20 protein-coding genes are annotated in these 20513 nt (G+C 40.1%); all 20 read right to left on the bottom strand.

From position 1 onward, the window contains the following. Positions 1-16 precede the first annotated feature (16 nt). The 20 genes from F6K49_RS14525 to F6K49_RS14430 all read right to left on the bottom strand — a co-directional run bounded on the left by F6K49_RS14525 (position 17) and on the right by F6K49_RS14430 (position 20052). The gene (locus F6K49_RS14525; protein ID WP_293097663.1) at positions 17-181 is read right to left on the bottom strand and encodes a hypothetical protein; all 165 of its coding nucleotides are present in this window, start codon (positions 179-181) and stop codon (positions 17-19) included. 52 nt (positions 182-233) lie between these two features. Beyond that, positions 234-1262, bottom strand: a complete 1029-nt coding sequence (locus tag F6K49_RS14520; protein ID WP_293097660.1) for a sulfite exporter TauE/SafE family protein — start codon at positions 1260-1262, stop codon at positions 234-236. Positions 1263-1626: 364 nt separating this feature from the next. Further along, the gene (locus F6K49_RS14515; protein WP_293097657.1) at positions 1627-1863 is read right to left on the bottom strand and encodes a hypothetical protein; all 237 of its coding nucleotides are present in this window, start codon (positions 1861-1863) and stop codon (positions 1627-1629) included. Positions 1864-1918: 55 nt separating this feature from the next. Further along, positions 1919-2785: a DNA alkylation repair protein gene (locus F6K49_RS14510; RefSeq protein ID WP_293097654.1), complete on the bottom strand. Its 867-nt coding sequence runs from the start codon at positions 2783-2785 to the stop codon at positions 1919-1921. A gap of 177 nt (positions 2786-2962) precedes the next feature. Further along, complete coding sequence (locus F6K49_RS14505) at positions 2963-3988, bottom strand: hypothetical protein (protein ID WP_293097651.1); 1026 nt, start codon at positions 3986-3988, stop codon at positions 2963-2965. Beyond that, entirely contained in the window at positions 3975-4985 is a 1011-nt protein-coding gene (locus F6K49_RS14500; protein WP_293097648.1) for a methyltransferase, read from the bottom strand. The genes F6K49_RS14505 and F6K49_RS14500 overlap by 14 nt, the downstream gene beginning before the upstream one ends. Before the next feature lie 20 nt (positions 4986-5005). Next, entirely contained in the window at positions 5006-6475 is a 1470-nt protein-coding gene (locus F6K49_RS14495; RefSeq protein WP_293097645.1) for an aminotransferase class V-fold PLP-dependent enzyme, read from the bottom strand. Between the two features lies 1 nt (position 6476). Then, positions 6477-7781: an ATP-grasp domain-containing protein gene (locus F6K49_RS14490; protein WP_293097642.1), complete on the bottom strand. Its 1305-nt coding sequence runs from the start codon at positions 7779-7781 to the stop codon at positions 6477-6479. Positions 7782-7805: 24 nt separating this feature from the next. After that, positions 7806-9149, bottom strand: a complete 1344-nt coding sequence (locus F6K49_RS14485; RefSeq protein WP_293097639.1) for a radical SAM protein — start codon at positions 9147-9149, stop codon at positions 7806-7808. A gap of 86 nt (positions 9150-9235) precedes the next feature. After that, positions 9236-10105 (bottom strand): amidohydrolase family protein, encoded by an 870-nt coding sequence (locus F6K49_RS14480; RefSeq protein WP_293097636.1) that lies wholly within the window; start codon positions 10103-10105, stop codon positions 9236-9238. A gap of 40 nt (positions 10106-10145) precedes the next feature. Next, positions 10146-11759, bottom strand: a complete 1614-nt coding sequence (locus F6K49_RS14475; RefSeq protein WP_293097633.1) for an NAD(P)-binding domain-containing protein — start codon at positions 11757-11759, stop codon at positions 10146-10148. A 2033-nt stretch (positions 11760-13792) separates the two neighbouring features. After that, the gene (locus F6K49_RS14470; RefSeq protein WP_293025654.1) at positions 13793-14044 is read right to left on the bottom strand and encodes a hypothetical protein; all 252 of its coding nucleotides are present in this window, start codon (positions 14042-14044) and stop codon (positions 13793-13795) included. Between the two features lie 58 nt (positions 14045-14102). After that, positions 14103-14243, bottom strand: a complete 141-nt coding sequence (locus tag F6K49_RS14465) for a hypothetical protein (RefSeq protein ID WP_293097630.1) — start codon at positions 14241-14243, stop codon at positions 14103-14105. Between the two features lie 5 nt (positions 14244-14248). After that, positions 14249-14614, bottom strand: coding sequence for a hypothetical protein (locus F6K49_RS14460; RefSeq protein WP_293025658.1), 366 nt, complete (start codon positions 14612-14614; stop codon positions 14249-14251). A 136-nt stretch (positions 14615-14750) separates the two neighbouring features. Beyond that, positions 14751-14981 carry a hypothetical protein gene (locus F6K49_RS14455; protein ID WP_293025660.1) on the bottom strand — a complete coding sequence of 77 codons (231 nt, stop codon included), beginning with the start codon at positions 14979-14981 and terminating at the stop codon, positions 14751-14753. Positions 14982-15463: 482 nt separating this feature from the next. Next, positions 15464-17680, bottom strand: a complete 2217-nt coding sequence (locus F6K49_RS14450) for a hypothetical protein (RefSeq protein ID WP_293097627.1) — start codon at positions 17678-17680, stop codon at positions 15464-15466. Positions 17681-17721: 41 nt separating this feature from the next. Beyond that, complete coding sequence (locus tag F6K49_RS14445; RefSeq protein ID WP_293097624.1) at positions 17722-18357, bottom strand: hypothetical protein; 636 nt, start codon at positions 18355-18357, stop codon at positions 17722-17724. After that, a complete protein-coding gene (locus F6K49_RS14440; RefSeq protein WP_293025665.1) occupies positions 18338-18712 on the bottom strand; it encodes a hypothetical protein in 375 nt (124 codons plus the stop codon). The genes F6K49_RS14445 and F6K49_RS14440 overlap by 20 nt, the downstream gene beginning before the upstream one ends. A 147-nt stretch (positions 18713-18859) precedes the next feature. Next, complete coding sequence (locus tag F6K49_RS14435) at positions 18860-19582, bottom strand: hypothetical protein (protein ID WP_293097621.1); 723 nt, start codon at positions 19580-19582, stop codon at positions 18860-18862. Further along, positions 19561-20052 (bottom strand): hypothetical protein, encoded by a 492-nt coding sequence (locus F6K49_RS14430; RefSeq protein ID WP_293097618.1) that lies wholly within the window; start codon positions 20050-20052, stop codon positions 19561-19563. Before F6K49_RS14430 ends, F6K49_RS14435 begins: the two co-directional genes overlap by 22 nt. Positions 20053-20513: the final 461 nt, after the last annotated feature.

Here is a 20513-nt window from a genome sequence, read left to right as displayed (position 1 = left end):
TTTTAGCTCTGGTCGGTCACAGGAAGGAGGCGATGATGAGTTCTTTGATGTGCGTTGGTTTTTTTTCTAATAGCTGTTGCTGAACTGCCGATATATCCCTGAGTTGTTTTTCTAAATTATCAATTTGTTGCGCCATTCCCTCTACCAGTTTTTTTTGACACTGGCTGGAGTTTTTTCCCAATCTGACCAGGGAAATTGCTCTATATAGTTTGGACGCTGCTGTTCCATGTTTCTTACCTTAGCATATTCTCGCTGCCATTTTTTTTGAAAGATCTTCTACCCCCTGAACGCTTACTTTTTTCAGCCAATACAGCCAAACTAAGGAATACTATTAACCCACTAATCAAAATACTCAGAGTAAACCAAGCCAACCCACCAGTTGGTTGGATAACTAATAAGGCTGCAAAAAATTGAGTTAACAAAATAAAGTACAGAAAATTAGTAATAAATTTTCTAGAACAATTGCTAATAAAATATGCTCCTAAAGGAGCACCTAAAATCACCACAGGAATGCAAACCAACCAGTATTTAAATTCCTGAATTCCAAAATCATGAAGAAAGAAAAGATGCAAAAATAATCCGACAATGGTATTTCCCGCCATCAGGCAGACGCTTGTAGGAGTAGCCACTTTTTCTGACAGGCGATATCGAATTGTTACCACTGAAAAAGTTAAAATGTCAATTCCACTTCCCACAATTGAAACTACTATTCCCCCTAGGAAACCCAAAAAAATAAAAAGTTTTCTTTCTCCTGATGAAAGAGGCGGAAGTGTCTCGAAAACTGAACGATATTTATTCATATTTAAATAAAAAAGAGCTATGCCAAAACTTAACCATAGAGAGACAAAGAACATTTTGGCATAGGGAGGAGAAATCAGAGGAGCAATATAGTAACTTCCTACAATAACTCCCCCAATTCCTCCCCAACTACATAATAATAAATAGTTTTTTTCAATGGGTATTTTTCTCGTCAAAATTAGATAGGCTGCTGAGGTCATGCCAATACTTTGAATCGCCAAACTGAAATTACGCGCTACTTCTGGTTCAATCTGAAAAATTATAGTCATAATGGGGAAAGCAACAGCCCCACCTCCTTCCGCTGTAGCTCCAGCGATAAAAGAGGCAAACATCATGGTCACCGACATGAACCAATTGTGAATAAATAAATCCCATTGATTAGTATTTACCATATAGGTTAGCCAGACAGTTAAAATTGCTGCCATTGGAGCTATTTGATGAGATTTGAAATTTATATTTTTCATAAAATTGTGATGATTTTATTATCGATATAGCAGTTGTAAATTGGGTGAGTTACAGATTTTTGAGGTGCGACCCGTGGCCAATTTAATTCTTAATGCGGAAAGCGCACCCTAGGTTTTAGGGAACAGCAAATCTCGGAGCAGGAAAAACAGAAGAGAAACTCACCCCTACCTCTCCCAGGAGGGGAAGAGGGAGCAGGGGAAAAATCTGTGTACCTCAGGTGCGACCGATGGCGAATTTAATTATTAATGGGTCAAGCGCACCTAATAGTTATGAAAAATACTGCAAATCAAATTTACAGATTTACAGACAAAAAAATGATTTTAAACGTCGATTTTAAAAATCATTGCATCAATAATTTAACAATTACCATCCTACTTTTTGATTCAAAAGATTTTTGATTTTTTGATTGATCACATCTTCTATTGATTCAGTTAAGGTCTTGATAATTAGTGTAGACTCTTTTTCAGCAATATTTGCAACTAATTCAGTTTCAATTTCTGGTAGCTCTTTTTTTAATGATTCTTGAATAATCTGATTCAAGCGAGAGCTAAATATGTCTCTTACTTCTGAATGAGAAATGTATTTTGGTAATAAACTCATCACCTATTCCTACTTGACACTAAGGGGTTGACAACTGGCTACTTAGGTTTACAAATTACTTAATTGCTATTCCTTGAACGTCTTGGGATAAAAGATTCTGCTTTTTGAGAGTCCTAAGAGCGTGTTTAATAATCCAATTTGTTTCCTTTGTTGGAGATTCTTTTCGCCACCGCAAACAGGTATTTATTACCCAATCTGGAGTAGACTTGCTCGCATCATTCAACCAGTTAGCAACCGAACGCTGCACATAATTACTGGGGTCTGAACGAACAAATTCTAATATGGTCAAACCTGGATCGGGGTTTTTCTTCAAAGTTGGAATATGTTTACACCAAACGCCACGAGGACGAGTAGCTTCTACCGCACAGCGTCGAATATTGGGGTCTTCATCTTTAACCCACTCCATTAGTAAATCGAAGCTATAAGCTAAATCCTCCACAAGATAGGATCGAAGGGCATCCCAAGCACATTCTCTGACAGATATACTGCAATCAGCGGCGAACCTACGCATTATTTCTAACCTCTGGGGTAAGGATATAGTCTGGTCAGCAGCTATACTAAAAGCAGCCCAAGCTCTAACCATGTCAGAAGTATGACTAGCCAAAGTTTCAAAAATGTCCGTTCGGTTTTCCTCTTCTTCTAGAACTTGAAAGAGTATTTTGCCAATGCCTTTGAGTCCCTTGGTAATGCCTTGGTCTTGAAGTTTCAAGCTCTGATCATACAAATTATCAATTTGCTTTTCCCAACCTATTTCTGTAAGACTATTCCGAAGCAAAAAAGGCATATCAATGGCTAACCATTCGACGAGATTTACGGTCTCGATTTTTCCGTGGTTGAGTGCCCATAAAACTTCATTAGGAATTTCAGAACGCTTCCTTGCTCCTTTTCTAGCTTTTAGCCTTTTAAGTTGAACTGTGTTCATAATAAACAGTTGTTTTTTTTACATCTGGAACCACAATATTCTTGAAAAGATTATAGTTTGAACACCATTATGTTTTATAGTAGGGTTGGCAGTGCCCACCCAGCCCTTGTTGAGAACGTGCCAGATATATGTTCTAGGAATATTGTGGCTTGTTGCAGCCAGATGTTGTTACCTTAGTTAATTATTTTTTGATTCTCGTTTCAACAGGGTATAGCCACTAATGACTCCTAAAATTATTAAAGTTGTATTAGAAGAGGATTCAGGAACATTTTGTGTGGCTAAAATTCCCTCAATTCTTGCTACTCTCCCATCAACAATATCAGTAAAGAGAAGATCGTCTCCATCAATAGCCAATCCTGATGGGTTCCCAATATCACTTAATAATGTTTCTACTTGCCCTGTTTTGGATACTCTTAAAATTCTTCCCTTTCCTGGAGTCTCGAACCCATTAGCAAAGTCAGTAATTAAGAAATATTGACCATCAAATTCAATATCTAAAGGTTGTCCCAAGTCTGTTGCAATTTCTTTAACATCACCATTGGCAGTCACAAATAGCAAACGTCCAAACGTAAAATCTGTGACCCAGAAATTTTCACCATCTACAAAAACTTCTGCTGCACCACCAAGATTTGATGAGGCAATTACTGACACGTTTTTCGTTTGGTTAGAATATCGAAGTAAACGACCATCACCAATAAAAGGATCGTTATTTACACGATTAAAATCAGCAATAATTAAATCTTGATTTTGGATAGCTAAACCAATGGGATCGCCAAATCCGATTGGATCCCTGGCAATTTCCCTGATTTCGCTAACATCTCCAGTCGGTGTAACTCGTAATATAGAAGTAGGTGCAGGAGGCTCGGCTGGTTCTATAACAACATAATCGGAACCAAAGACAATGGCATCAGAGGGGACACCGGGGGCTAAAGATGTTAGTGTCGAAATATTTCCAGACTGATCAATTTTAATCAATGCACCATCAACTGTCACAATTAGATCATCATTATCTATAGCGACAGCATAGGGAGTAGCAAGTCCAGTAGTGATTGTTTCAATATTAAATGAATTCGATGAAAAACTAGCTGCTTTAGCTTTTTCAGTATTAATTAGTGGGGAAACAACGCCAATTAATAATGCCGTTAATGATGATATTGTTTTGAGTTTTAACATTTTTTTATTTTTTAAATTATTTAATCCCAATTACCATATGTTTTTCGCCATATGAGCGAATTATTTGACAGTCATGAAAGCCTATTTTTTGTAGCCATTGGATATACTCATAACCAGAATAATGTTGACCAAAAGTTTCTAATAGCATAGCAAGATTCATCATAGCCGTTTCTAGTGGTCCATTTTTATCGTCACTAAAAAGCTTTTCTAAAATGATCAATAACCCCCCTTTAGGCAAGCTATTATAAATTTTATTTAATATTTTATTTCCATCTTGTTGATTCCAATCAGAAAGAATATAACCTAATACATAAAGATCACCTTTCGGTAATTCATTTTGAAAAAAGTCACCAGAAATAAACTGTATTCTTTCTGATACTCCATGTTGTTTTGCCTTGTTTTCCAAATATTGGCGCACCTTGGGTAAATCAAAAACAATGCCTTTAAGATTAGGGTAACTTTCCAGGGCTGCAATGGCAAATGAACCACTTCCTCCTCCAACATCTACTAGAACATTATGTTGATTTAAAGGATACTTTTGGACTAGCTCTTGAGCTGGAGCATAACCTAAGCCCCACATACTATCCAAAAAATTTTCAAGACGTTTTGGATCATTATATAATTCCGTAAAAGGCGATCCCCCTTGAGTATCATCAAAAATTGATTGCCACTGTGGTCTATTTTCTTTGAGTGCTTCTTTTAAATTGAGAAAAGTACGAACTGATACTTCTCTAAAATGTGAGAAAGAATCCCCGCAGTATTGAGAAGAGTTTTGGGCTAAAAATGGTTGCAAATGATCGGGAATATTATACTCTCCATCTTTAAATTCAAGCAAACCAATTGAAACTGCAGCTAAGACTAAACGTTTGAGAGCATCAGGATGGACATCTGCCAATTGTGCTAGTTCAGAAATATTCTTAGCTTTTCCTTGAGCAATATAATCAAATATACCTAGTTCATCTCCCACAAAAAGTGTCTGACTCATCATGAAGCCATACATGGCTCGTTTAATTTCAATTGGTATCATCAGTGTTACACCTTTTAATTTTATTGATAATTATCTAAGTCATTAACTTGTTCCAATATAGCGAATATTAAGCTATCAACGTGATGCTTATTACTGGTAAAGTTATTAAGAGAAACCCTAAAAAAGGTTTGCTCTTGCCAATCTAGAATTGTGAAATAATGCTGTCCTTTTTCTACTACTAATTTTTGCACAAGATGATTAACTGTATCCAGTGGCAATGATTGAGTTGATTTACCGATGCGAAAACAGCAGACCGGTAAAGTTGGTTCCTGTAAGAGTTCTAAACTACTGTGTTCTTTAACAGCTTGGGCGAGATGGCAAGCAACAGAAAGCAGATTTCTCAGCAACTTGCTATAACCGTTATAACCGAGATGTTTAAACGCCATCCAAAGCCCTAGAGATCGCCACTGGCGAGTTCCTGGCAATCCCATTTGGAACAAATCTGGCTCAGAAAGGTCTTCCCAATAGTGGCTAGTTGCTTGAAAGCTTTTTAGTAACTCTGAACCATTTTTGGTGAATAAACAACCAATACCAAAAGGAACAAATAACCACTTACAAGGGTCGAGGGTTACTGAGTCAGCTAGGTTCATCCCTTGGAAGTGTTGGCGGGTTTCTGGAATATTCGCAAATACTCCCCCAGCGGCAGCATCAACATGAAACCACATGTCATAATCTTTAGCTACCTGAGCCAGAGAATCAAGAGGATCGACTGAACCGGTTGCACTGGTTCCAGCGGTGCCAACTAAACAAATCGGTTTATAGCCCTTTTGACGATCTTTTTGGATTTGTTCTTCTAACTTATTGAGATCGATCCGTGCGTCTTTTCCAACTTCGATGCGACGCAAACAAGTTCTCCCCAGTCCTAAAAAATCTAGAGCTTTCCAAATGGAAAAGTGACCCTCTTGTGACATATAAACAGTGGGTTTCAACTTACTGTCTACTAGACCATCATCCTGTACCTCCCGACCTAGAATAGTATCGCGGGCAAGTTTTAGTGCGCTAGCATTAGCCATTGACCCACCACTGGTAAATATTCCATTAGGAATTTTACCGACATCTTGCTCATAGCCGATAAACTGACTGAGCCAATATAAAGTTTCTGCCTCAATCACAGTTGCAGCAGGGCCAGCACGCCACGCTCCTGGTGTTTGGTTTAATCCCTCTGCTAAAAGATCTCCCAGCACACTGATAGGCAAAGGTTTGGGAGAGATGTACCCATAGTATTGAGGATGACTAACATTACAGTAGCCACTAAAAATTGTTTTAATGGCTTCGTCTACAATATCTGATAGGTCACAACCATCTTCGGGAAGGTTTTGAGGGTTAGGCCATCTCTGCTTTAATTTCAGGGGACTTGATAAAACTGGATGATTTTCTGGATTAGTATAGGCTGTTTCAAGGGATGTGATAATTTTCAGCCCATTCTCAAGAAAATCTGACTGAACTTCCTCCCGACCATTGATAGTGAATTCTGTGCTATCAGTTTTCATTTTACAACGCCATCTCCATGGTTTTATTTTCTCCCAGGAACTCATAAATTTCAAGACGAATACTTTCCTGAATCAGACGATGCTTGTCTAAAACCTCCTCTCTAGAGGCTCCCCCAATCAGGTAATAAGCAAAATGGGGTTGAGCTGATTCTGGCAGACAATAAACTCGTTCACCTGGTTGATTCAAGATTTGAACATCCAATAGCTCTGATATGCTCTCGAATATCTCTAACCCTTGAACACTTGTCATAACTCCACTTTTAGGAATGACTATTCCGCCGTATAAAATCGCTTTTTCGTTAGAGCGAACAACACTGAGGTCGTTACCTAGCAAAACGTTTAAAAGTTCTACATAGGGATTGATTCCTGTCAGGTATTCAACTGCCGCAACGGTGTAAGCCCCACCCGGACGGAGACCCGCTTCTAATACTTTTGGTCCTGCGCTCGTAAACCGAATTTCGACATGACCAGCACTACTTTGATCAGCAGTTAAAGCCAAAACAGCATCAGCTGCAATTTGACTAACTTGTTCCACCTCTTCTTTGCTCAGAGACGTGGGAGAAATTGACATCTTTTCGGCAAAGTAGGGACCTGTAGCTGGGGCTTTTTCAAAAATTCCCAAAATCTGAGATTTGCCCTTCGTGACGATACAATCAACTGCTACTTCAGTTCCTGGACAGTATTCTTGGGCAATAATTTTGATTTGGGAGGTTCCATAGGCTAATCGATTGCGGTCAGTTTGTAAATCCAAATCTACCGGTCTTTCTAACATCCTTAAAAGATGTTGTATCCCATCTAGATAGTCGTCTTTAGAGGTTACTTTAATAACACCTTGACTATTCATAGAGTCAGCCAATTTAATCATGGCAGGATAACCAATATGGGTTTCTATGTCCTGCCATCCCTGATCAGGATCCCGAATAGGAACAGTAATGGGAACAGGAATTTCCTGTTGAGACCACCTTTGATAAGCGAGGTATTTATTACGGCTGGCTTGAGCGCCACTGAATTGAACCCCTGGCAATCCCAATACTTCAGCTGCTTTCGCTGTAATTGCTGTCGCTCCTTCATACACTGGTAGGAGTACATCGAGTGGTTTTTGCTGATGGTAATTTGCCACTTTTTCCACTACCACAGACGGTTCATGGAGAGGAACTTCGATCACTGCCTCTAGATTGCTACAGTCAAAAGCAGGTCGCTGGGGGACAAATAAAACAAGCTGACAACAAACTTTTTCTAGACTATTAATTAGATAAGTATTGGGATAGGCATGAATAATACCAACTCGCACCTGACTTTTTTCCATCTTAAACTTCCTTTAAATTCTGGTTTAGAAACTACCAGTCCGAACCCCTGGTCTGTCTTCGACAAAGCCCAAGGAAGTCATGGCAGCTTCCCGTTGATGAACTTCAAAGGTATCGAGCATCATGTTAGTTGTCCATAGCTTGCCTACTTCACTTAGTTTCCAGCTTTCGGCAGTTTCGTAAATTAACCCATTTTGCCGCCAAAAATTCCAGACATTTTGGGGAATCGACTGAATCGCCTTTTCATGAGTTTTATCAATTTCAAAGAACTTGACGAAGAAAGCAGCCCCTCGATTTTCTGGTGTAGGTAAGGATAAGGATAGTTTTTCTAAGGGAAGTTGTCCTGCTTCAACGGTTTTAAGGTACTGCTCAGTATTACCAAGATTCATGTAGCAATAACCATTGACGTAGCCTCTTGCTGATGAACCCAAGGCAATCATCTCGGCGGAATGATCCCCTTTACCACCGCCCCAAATCAATCGGAAATAGTCACAGACTTGAGGTTTTTTCGCAAAGATGGGGTCAGCAACATCATAATAGCCCATCTCTTTGAGAGTAGTTCGCAGTTGTTGCTGCAAAGCGAAGTGCATTTGTTGGCTAGGTTTAGACGGAATTGTTCCATCTTTCATGGCCATTTTAAATTTTTTAGGAAAAGCGAAGTAGTGAAGGTTATAGTAATCTAGACTATCGAAGTCGTGGTCTTTGAGATGAGCTAAATCATAGTTGAGAGCAGTGATGTCTTGCCCAGGCAAGTCATACATCATATCGACATTGATGTCTTCAAACCCTCGTTCACGAGCATTTTTGGTACAATTATCTACATCTTTTAGCGTTGCTGCGATATTAAATAATTCTCGAATTTTTTCGTTATAGGTTTGGAGACCAAAGCTAATTCTTTTAACGTTGTATTCTTTTAGTAAATCGAGTCGGGCTGGATCTGAAAGCGTTTTTGGTTCCCCTTCAAAAGAAATTTCAGCATTTGGCTCTATCTGAAAGCACTTGGAGAGATGAGCAAAGATTTTGCGTAAGTTATTGACGGAAAAAATAGAAGGAGATCCACCTCCAAAATAAACCGCTTTGAAGGACATATCTGAAACATAAGGAAGCTTGGCTACTAGTTCCATTTCCTTACAAAGAGCTTCCGTATAGCGGTCATAAATTTCGCTTCCCTTATCAACTCGAACATGAAAGGGGCAGAACCGACACATATCGTGACAGTAGGGAATATGGAGATAAAGTAAATTTTCGGTTGCTGCTTGTTTAGGACTGTTCAAAATTTGCCGAAAAGTATCCCGATGAGAGCTATCAGTAAATTTATCTTCTAACAAGGGATAGAAGTAATAGGTCATTGGGTATAATGTTGTATACATTAAATCTCCTAGTTCATCCTTATGGTTACGATAGTAATTGCTGAGCTATCAGCTTCAATCAATAGCAAATTGTTAGTTTTTTTTTATTAGACCGACACAGCTAGAAGTGCTTCAGAGACAGCATCTTCCTGTTTTTTGAACGCATCATTCAATATTTTTTCTGCATTTTTATACAAGATAGCAGACATAATCGACTCAGGAATATTGGCTTGTTTGTATTTGTCTATCAAGGCTGAGTAACTACCAGCTACCGGCCAGTCTGACCCAAAAATAATTTTTTGAGATAATTTTTCTAGGTCAGGAAAGACTTGGTCTAAAGACAAAGGGTCTACCAAAGCAGTATCTATGTAGACGTTAGGAAAACTCAAAGCCATAGTCATAGCTTCTTCATACCAGTAGGGTTTTCCACCATGAGCTAAGATTAATACTAAATCGGGATATTTTTTTGCTAAGGGCTCAAAATCCCGGGGTTTAATAAATTTTTGTTCTGTGTCTTTTTGGGCTGTTAAACCCGTATGAAACATTACAGGTAACCCCAAGGATTCACACATTTTATAGACGAATTGCATATCGTCTCTCAGAGCATTGAAGCTGTGGTCTGCTGGATAAAACTTAAATCCTTTTATCCCTAACTTGAGACTTTTCCAAAATTCATCTTCCGTGTTATGATAATTAGGATTGATGCTGCCAAAGGTAATAAACATATCATTATTTTTGGCAAATTCCGCAATCATTTGACTGTCAATTGTGTAATTGGTTCCAGGACCACATTCCGCTAGTAATACAGCACGGTTAATACCATTAGTAGTTAGATAATTTTCTAGGATTTCTGGTTTAGAAAATACTTCGGCTACGTTGACATTAGATTCCATCGGTCTGCGGGTCAACAGTTCTTGAATGTCATCTCGCAAAAGCTCAAATTTTCCAACGTGGACATGAAAGTCAATAATCTTCATTTGTTTTTTTCTCTTTTATTTCAGATTTACTTAGGTTTATTTAAACAACAATCGCTTTTGGATATAACTGTGTTTCAAGATAGTTTTCTAGGGGTATATCGTGTTCTTCCTGGTGATACTTTGTCATGTTTCGGCCTGAACGTCTGACAACAGAACCCCTTTCTCCAGAAGAAGAATATATGCCAAATAAGTCTTCCAGAATGTGATGTTCGTTGATTAATTTCCCATAACTGTATCTACGCAGTATTGGGTGTAAGAATACGTTTGTATAAGCTTGAGACGATTTAGGGTGCCGCTCAATAGCCATAACATCTCCGTTCCATTCTCCCCATTCAAAGGTTAAGGAATAATAGTGATCTTCTCGATAAAATTGACCTTCCTGCAAAGCTTGTATTGGTAACTCTTCATACCAAGTAACTTCATGGTTAGGGTGAACAACAAAAACATCACAAAGATATCCAAACTGAGTCCACAATCCAGACGTTCGGCAGGCTCTTTCTAAAATAGCCTTTCTCATAGTCACTGGTGTTGCTTGTAGTTTTCTTTCTCCTCTTTTGATTCCTTTATATCGTTCCTTAAGATATCGATATAAAGAGCGAATATTATATCGAAAACCATCAATGAATGCTGATGAAGAACGCTTAAAATCCCTTCCTTGCATGAGAGTTCCGGCAAAGAACAGATCGGAAACATTTGTTGACTCCCAATAGGGCGTTATGGCAGGAAGCCTGCCATTTAAGAGGGTATTAGGTCGGCATTCTGGGGCGTAGAGACTATTGTCAAACCTAAAGCCAGTACAGCGGATTACGCGGTCATAGACTAACTCTTCAACTTCTCCATCGGCATGGACATAAGATACTGTGACGACAAAAGTCCCATCAGCATTCTGGGTAATATTGTTGACATGACAGTCAAGAGTACCGTTTAGAAGCTTGAGTTGGTAGGTATCTAGCAATCTGGTGTGATTGGCTCTTACATGTCCAGGGTGGCGAGACTTCCAAGCCAGTGTCAGTGAATTGGGACTAGCAATATGGACTTGTGCTGCCGTCTCCATAGCGATGTCAGCTATCTCGAAAGCAGAGTTTCCTTTTCCTAGAATCAGGACACGCTGCCCTGTAAAGGTATTACAATCAAGTGACACTGTTTCGTAGTTCTCAGTCAGTTCAATGCCGGGAATATCAGGAATGTAAGGCTTACTAAATCCTGTTGCTACAATTAATACCCGACATTGGTATATTGTTCCCTGAGCGTCACAAATTTCAAAAAATCGATCGTTATCTCGCCGGATTTCTCTGATATTTGTGTTGTAGCGGATGTTGAGATTGTAGGTCTGAGCAAATGACTCTAAGTAATTGACTAGTTCGTCAGCTAGCGGATAAAGACGCTTGCTAAAATTCCGAAAAGGAAAACTGTAGTCATCAGTCAGGAGTGAATTCCAGTCCCACCGCAGTAAGATTTCCGGGTCATCAAATATGGAGTGAACTTTATTAAATGAAATCAATTCTCGGCGACGAGGCAAGACTCTAAAAAATGAAGCGGCACTTTCGGCTTTATCAAGAACAATATATTGGCTTTTACTTTGCTGAAGAAAATATGCCATTTGTAAGCCAGCAGGTCCAGCTCCAATGATTAAATAGTCATACCAATTTTTCATGTCTAACAATATTCCTATACTAAACTAGTAAAGAGATTTTATGGACTGACAATACCTAACTAGTTTTCCTTCACAAACAATCTAAATTGTAAAAACATTATCTTAAATATTTCAATGCTTTTTTGTATTTGTTACAGTCTTTGAGAGCTGATTTTAAAGCTCGCTACAATTCTTGTACAATAAGGCTTGCACTACTATACTACATGTGAAATTTTAAGATCTATAAGACAATCATAAGCAGGTGCACAAAATTATTTTTCCATTCTACAAAACTAAAAGTTTTACTTGGTAGCAGGTAATTAATTTTGTTTAGGTGCTTAATTTAGCGGGTGCATCTCATATTTGTAAAAAAGTGGCGTAAAGTGGCGTAAGGTGTGTTAGGGACAGGCTCGCCAAGACGCAAGGCAAGCCATAGCAAGTGTTGGGACAGTCCGTCCCGGATGCTGCTGACGAAATATAAGTTAACATCCAAAACACTGATTCTGCCGTTGATTACGTTACAAAACTATAAAAAGTTTTTCGACTATTACAAGGAATATCAAGGCTTTCAGCGTGTCAAGAAATATTTCGCCAGCAGTATCCGTCCCGTAACGCACCACCGCGTCAAATACCAAAAGTGAGATGCACCCAATTTAGCGGAATTTATTAACTCCAAATAAACTAACATATACGTCATCTTAATTTTTGATATTTTTAGATTTTATTTAGAAAATAAATCTCGATAAAACGGGGAAAATATTATAACAAAAAATCAAGAATACTATGTTAATTTTTGTAAAAAAACTAAGCGATAGGTCTAACTGCACGCTCCGGGAAAATAAAGGCGCTTAAGTCCTCTCGAAGTTCATTTGTCGCTCCCCAGAGCAATAGTTAAGCCAACCTCGTTTCCAATCGCTGAACCACCTCATTTTCCAATATCTGAAGGACTTCCTGTGCCGTCTCCGATGACGTACCCGGGAACAAAGACAGGTTAATTCCTCCCAGATTGACCACAGATTGATTCCCTCCCCTGGTGCCAAGAAAAGATGATAGCTGTTCAGTTGACGGTGAGGTAGCGGGGGATAAGTCCTGTTATTACTTGGAAAAGGTAATCTCCTGATTTTTTATCCCCTCCAAGTCCCATCGCTTTTGCTTTTATCTAAAAATCTCAGGTATGCTGGCAGAGCAGTGGAACGGACATCTTTCCTTTTTTCTGTCTGAGCGAGGCAGGATGCCAACCCTACTCCTATTCAAATACTGTTCTTCAAGTTATTCACTGAATGTGAGCATGACACACGATCTAGTTCTAATCCCAGGACTCGACTCTGTTCCGTTGACAAAATTCCGACAACGGAACTAGTTCCCATTGCAGTTGTTCTAAACTGGTCAAAATTGACATGTTTCATTCCTGATTTCAATCGATACGTTTGTAGATTATCAGATAAGTCTCTGGCTTCGCAGTACCCTTAAGGGTACCTTTTATGTGAAAATTAATTAACGTTTAGTTCTGAATAAATATCAGATAAGTCTCTACTATTGCTTAAAACTATTGCGCCTAGAGGCGAACTGAAGTACTGCTGGGGGGAGTGACATGCAAGCTGAAATCCTTACTGGGTAATAAGTTAAGCCCAGCTGTTACAAAAAGATACATTCGGTTTTGGGCTGGCATTGGACGTATTTATAAGGGTTTGAACTTCCAGAAAATGAATCGAGAGTTAATTTGGGACTGTATCTTACCTGAGTTCATTGGCCTCAAAGGCTTATATAGCAAGCTTTTCAGCCTTGTTGTCACCCCCTCAGGAAGTACTGATAATCCTGGTTGCTGCCATTTCCACTAATAGAACTACTTCCCACCAGAGTCACAACTAGTGCGCAACAATATTACCGGAAGTCCCAATAAGTCCGATTTTGGGAACTAAGATAGTTTTTCATTATCTTTTTAGTTCCTGTTAAGAAATAACGGAAAAAGCGCAGAATATATTCCAAGCAAGGCAACTTAATACCGTGGGTTGGTGTAAAAGTTTACCCCCAAAGTTAACTTAACCTCAGGCAACTTAATGCCAAAAGTAGTGAAGCATGTAAGCATTGCGGTGCTTGAAACAGCCTAGGTCGCTGTACTGGGATGGCTCTATTCCTGGCATCACTCGCTTCAATGCCCACTCGGCAACAAAGTAATCTTGGGTGTCCTTAGGGATTGTGCGATCGCAGTAGTCTTTGATGAGGTATTGGCAAAGGGTCATCAACTCAGTCTTGGTATAGGTGACTGATTCGTATGGAGTAGCTAAGGTGATCTGTTGTTTAACCATTTTTTTGTAGGTAAGTGTTGAAAAAGGAAAATACCCCGCTAAGTGCGGGGAATATTGATTAATCAGGGTTCTTTGCCTTAGGTCTGGGCTTCACTCGACGGCGAAGTAGGCTGCCGTTAGTTCCATGAGTGCCACCTTGTTTGATTAGCTCGTTACGTTCTTCAATCGATTCGTCAATAAGCTTTGAAAGGTCTTCCATTTCCCCTACACCTCACCATCAAATTCATCTAAGTTGTCTTCCAGCCTTAAAGTCGAAGCTACTTTGTCGGTCAATGCACGGATCTTGGCAGTGGTCCGTGAAGCTAGCTTGTGATATTTCACCCGAACACCAGCCAACTTGAATTTGGAGAGAGCGATCGCGTACTCCCAATCAGTGGGTGCAAACTTCCGCAGCAGACTGGGGCTAAAACGGTAGATTCCATGCCAGCACCAATCCCGATAATGACTAATAAAGCAGTCTTCGGCTAATAACGCTGAACCAGTAGCAATCAGAGTAACAGGGCTGCCGCATTCGGAAGAAAAGAAGTATCGAGCGTCCTCCAGTCGTTCCTCAGTGCAGGATCGAAACATCAGGCTTTTGCCGTTGGTGAAAAGGTAGGTCTTTACTTGGGTATAAGCGTTGGTCATCGTTGAATCCTCAGTTAATGAAAAAAGGTTCCCTCGCTCGGCAAGGAAGGAGGTGGCTAGTCTTCCCACCCCTAGCTAATTAACCTTTGGCGTTAGGGTCTATTGCTTTCGGATCATGGTCGTAAGTTGCCACGAACACTTTCCGTTGCCCGTTTTCGCGGTGGTAATGGACTGTCGCAGCCGAACCGTCGTACACAGCAGCAATCTCGTTAGTACAATCGGAAACCTGATCTTTAGGTTTTGAGCCTTCCCAGCTGTCAATGGACTTTGCAGCACGCTTGGAAGATTGGTTGAGCTTAAAGATGGCCATATTGTTAAGATTGGTAGGTTTGCTTGAGTAGTGAACAATCAAAGGCGGTCGAAGATTTAACTGCGAATCGATCGCCTTTTGATTGATTTAGATAAAAAAATAAAGATAATTTGTAAGGTTGTTGATTAATTTTTGTATCTTCAAAACCCATCTTTATTTCTAGGTATTCCAGGCAAAATAAAACAATTTTCAAGTCTAACAGGAGGCATGTTTACCGCAAAAAGCGACGTAAAAAGCACACGTAATTATCATTTTTGGATACCGTAAAGCCATATCATAGTGGGCATTAAAGCACCCAAATGCTACTATGCTACTTGAATTTAATAAGATATTAAAAGCGCGCAATTGATAAATAATTTAAAATCCATTTTTTGCCTCCTTTTCGATTTGATCATAAACTCCGATGTTCACATTTTTAATATTTGGAATAAATTTTGACTTTCTGTTTACTTACTTTAATCATCACCATTCACCCCAAAAAATCACACCATTTCTAACGCAGCTCTGGTGATGTACTGGGAAAAAGCTTCAGTTGCATGGGCATCCCAGATATTCTTACCGCCAGGTTCCCAGTTTTGCTTGCTGTAACAGATATCTTCTTGACAGTCATAACAAACTGGAAATGAATTATGCCCGGCGCGATCGCGTGGTCCATCATAATTAGTTTGGTAGACCTTAGTCGCTTCAGATTCCTGACACAAACAACAAGTACCATCGGTTAACGCGATTGTTTCGGAGCGCACTTTTTTCCGACTTTTGTACGATAGCCGGGCAAGTTCAGGGCGATAGACGTCTCCTACTACAAATTTCTTGCCAAGCTTAGGATCGGTCTGTCCAAGGTAATGGGCTATGAGGTTAACCATCTCAAGGATCTGGTCGTGGTTTTCGTAACCAAGGTCATTCACCACAAACTCCCAAAGCCAGCGCTGTGATGTTTTTTCAAGAAGTTTGTGTAGTTCTAATGGGTCTAGTGATCGCACTTTCTTCCCTAAGTTTTTGGCTGTCTTGCCACCTTTTGGGGTGGAGCTTTCTTTAGTCTTGGGAGCAGAAGTAGTCTTAGATTCAATTTTAGGGAGATTGCTTGCATCGCCTAAAGTCATCCAGTCCCCATTTATCAAGACCACTCGATCGCCTTCCAACCCTGGGGGCATTTCGACAAATTGGGTATCAAAGTTATTTTTTGCTGTTTTTAAAACCGCTTTGTTACATCCAATCTTTTTGCCGTTACATTCGATAAAGTGACCGTCATTAACTGAGACCAAAACCAGTCTCAAATCCTTCGGACAAACCCCATAAGTTTTAACCAGTGAACTCGCTCTAAAGTTGGGAGCAAGTACGTGGATTGCGGCATTATCTTTGATTCCAGATGAAGCCATTTCACTGATAGCGGATGAAACACTTTTGAGAAAAGGAAGAAGTAAGTCAGCGTATTTATGAACCTGACCCGCTGTAATCATCCACTCGTCTAAGATATACAGTCTATCTTCCCCTTCAAGCAACAAAAACTCTTCTAACATTTCATTGGCTTCACTGATAACCTTGGCAGCTTCAGTTCTGGAGAGTCTACTCAGATTCACCTCTATCTTTCTGTAAGCATGATTCCAGCGACCATCCATGTCAGGAGTTTTAGCCGCCATGCTAGTATAGAAAATCTTCGCTCCTTTTTGTGCCTCCAATTTAGAAGTTTCTGCCAACATTAAGGTCTTTCCACCCCTTTGCCATCCCAAGACACAGGAAGGGTCATAAATAGTATTTGAGAATACTTGATAGCCAATGGGCTTTTGTTTCTTTCTGCCTTTAGAAAAACCAGAAAATATCGAGGTGACTGGATTACTAGGTTTTGGATTCTGTGGTTCGTTTTCAATTTCAATCCCTTCGACTAACCCTTTGTAACTACTAGGCACATCAATAGTTTCCCCAAGACTACCTTGAAATTCATATCCATAAGTACCAGCAGCCACATCTCTATCTACGGCAGGCTCTAATTCTGGGGTCTGGACAGCCGAAATGACTCTCATACTCTTTGATGGATAAAGCTGGCGTCCTAGAGCGTCTAAATCCTGAATTGAAATCATTTCGATTAGCTCGTGACCATCTTTTAACTCCTTAAGGTGACGGCAATACCGAGAGTTATCTCTATTAGTAAAAGAGTCATTGAGTATAGTTAGGTAAGTGACAAAACGCCTTTTGGTTCCCACCCCTGTTAAAACATGTCCTAAAACCCCTCTATACTCTGCCAAGAAGGCAGCTTCATGTCTTTCTCTTTCTGATAGCCAGTCGATGCACTTTAATTGTTTACCTTGGAACAGATCATTTTGGTTGTCTTCAGTTTTATCATCTTCATGTTTAGTGAACTCATCCCATAGCTTTCTGGCATCTGGAACGAATGGGAGCGGCCTTAGATTGTCAGTAATACTGAAGTCTTTCCCTACTGTCCAGGCATATCCAAGTCCTCCAAAAATCAAAGCTAAAGGAGATAAAGGATTTACGTTAATTGTTGCTAAGGCGGCCACAGAGCACACAACACCCAGGCTTTTGGAGAGGTTACATCCTAGACGTCTCTTTGTCGCGTCGTAGATTAAATAATCATCCCGAATAGCCAACCACATAGGTGGGTCTGTGATTAATAGATTTAGATCTGGATATTTCAGAGTAAAATCAAGAGGAGCTTTTTGAGTTTTCAATACATTTCTTTTCATTGTTGTTTCTCCCGGTATAAAACCGGGAGCTTTACTAAGTTTTACCTATTACCAGAGCTTACGAATTTCTTGAAGTATCCATAGCCAAGTTTGAAGATATTAAGACCAATTCCTGGGGCGAAAGCAGATAGGGGATTGAATAGTAATAGACCTAAGACAGTCCAACCACCAATGCCTTCTCCAAATATTGGCCTAACGCCAAATGCCATAGCTATTTCAACCCCATACAGGAAATAACCAAAGAGGCGCAGAAAACCTCTGATAACTTTCTTCATTCCCGAGGCATCTGGGTTGGAGTTAATACCAGTCAAAACGACTTGGCTAGCATTCATTCCCAACATCAAAATAAAGTGAAAAAAAAGTTCTGAATCATAGAAACTTTTAGTAAAATAAGCTTTGATGCCGACCCAAGTGGTGAATGGGTTAGGGGCTAAGGCTAACCCCGAAGGATGGGTGTAAAAGTTATCTAGAGATATGGCGAGGCAATAAATAAAAGCTACGAAGCTAAATGCCAAAATACCGGGTCCGAGAAGGAAGTTTTTAAGTACGAACCCAAGGGCAGCTATTAAAGCTGACAGGCAGTCAAAAATCCAGTCGATAGCCTCTTGAATCCAGTCAATAATATCAACCAGAATTCGCTTACCACGGCGGTCACTGTTAGAACCTGACTTGCTCATATAAACTCCTCTGTCTATCTATCGCTAATTTGCGGATTCGTTCGTCCTTCTCCCACAGGAATGCCCAAGACACAGAACCGGATTCATTTTTCCAAGCGGTGCCAACGAACCTCTGAGGGGTGGAGATATCGAAGTAATAAACAAATCCTCTAGGAGAGTTTTCCACTTGGTTAGCGATCGCTTCCGATTTGATAGGGAAAGCATTTCTGGTTTCTGGATTGAAAGTGAACTGAAAACTGTGACGCTCGGTCGGGTGAAGTTTTAGATTTCGGGCGTAGACTTCTTTCTCCTTTAGCTGGTTGTCCAGTTTCGCTCTCAAGATCTCTCCATCCTGTTCTATTAGGTCAACTCTCATCTTGGTGTCAGCCTTCCATGCCTGCTGACAAGCGAAAGGTATTACTAGAAGTCCGAATGATAGTAGTGAAGGCAATAGTGGCCTAATGTAGTATTTATCCATTCGCATTTAACAAGCGGGCATCTTTTGACACCCGCTTGTCCCTCCTTATACGTCAATACCTAACTTGACCATCTTCTGCCTGAGGTGAGCGATCGCTTCCTCTTGAGTCACAACTTTGGGTTGAACAATTTTGCTTTCAAGGTAAGCCTGGTCTTCTGCTGCGCACTCAGCGTTGAACTCTTCCACCTCAGCATCCACCTCCTCAGTAGTGATGCCAACACGAGACATTAACCCATTAACAAGTGCCTTCCGTGTCTCAGGGTTGAATAACTGACGGAGGTTTTTCCGTCCTTCGTTATTGGCCTGCCGGTACCGGTTGAGGTTTTCGCTCATCTTTTGATCTTGCTCCAGCACCGCAGTCTCAAAAGCCACCTCATCAATTAGACCCAATGCTTCTCGGTAGGCTTGGAGTCGCTCAGGCATCATGTCGATGATGAGGCCAGCTGGCAACTCAGCCAGTCCACGGGAAACTAGGCTCTGATTTACTGAAGTGACTAGAGACTTTTCTACTTCCTCTTTAGAAGCAATAGGAGCGATCGCAGAAGAAGTACTACCAGTTAGTGCTTTTTGGACAGCTTTGCCAGTGACATCTGCGGCTCCTTCTAATTGGAAGAAGGCTTCATAAGGGATTTGGTCATCATAGGGATTAAATCCTTGAGCCTTTCCTAACTTTTCTAGGGCACTTGTAGCTTCATTCTTTGTCATCCCCTGGTGGTTGATGAGAACTTCTAAAGCTTCTTGAAAGGTTACAAAGTCTTTAGTTTCCATTTTTCAAACTCCTCTACGTTGAATATTTCCAGGATTTTGTCTAAGTAATAAGCTGTCTGTTCGTAGCTAAGCTGCGTCGCTTTCCTCAAATAATGAATCAAAAAGAAGACGAAGACTTGATAGAGGGTTAAGCCTCTAAGAATTGAATTTCGACGACATCCCTGCTTTGAATAAAAGTTGAGATGAATCTCTCTGTAGGGATATTCAGAGTCAATCCTATTGACGTCAATGATAAAAACTTGCCATCTCTTGAGCGTTTTTTCGCTGAATCCCAACGTCTCCTTTACTTGTTTTCTTGTTGCCTTCAAAGGCAAGTTGTAGGCAAAGAAATCGTTGTAAATTAAGGCCATATCCGTATCGGAGACAGTAGCGCCAAACATCCCACACTTCACAAGTGTATTGCCTAAAGACTGTCTATTTACTGTCCCATCACACTGAGATTGGCCTGTAATATTTCTAATCCGTATCACCTCCTTAATGAGTTAGATATGCAATAAGAGGCAAAAGCAAGGTAGAGAGTAGATCAAATAAGTAACAGTGAGATGCGATCGAAGATGCCCTGTTACCCTTCACTACCCACAAAAAACATGTTTATTGGGTTGTTTTCCGTGACAAAAACACAGTGAAAGCTGTTAGACGTCTAACACCTGTCCGCTTTTGTTGAGAATAGAATCAATAAACGGAAAGGTATCTAATAGACATCAAGTAGACAGACTACAAAGATTACACTGTAAAAACTTGAAAGTTGTTAGGCGTCTAAGAACCCATTTATTAGACTGTCTATTTTGTGTCGGTGGCACGAATTAGACACCTGTTAGACAGTAGATGGACTGTCTAAAAAAATTCTTAGACGTCTAGGTGTCGCCAATTTATTAACTACTAACTAAAAGCGTACGCCGTAGTGAGGCCAATTAATCGTTACCCCATCGTT

This window comes from Moorena sp. SIO3I6 (assembly GCF_010672095.1).
The sequence above is the reverse complement of the archived record's forward strand: the minus strand, read 5'-3'. Positions and strand labels throughout refer to the sequence as shown.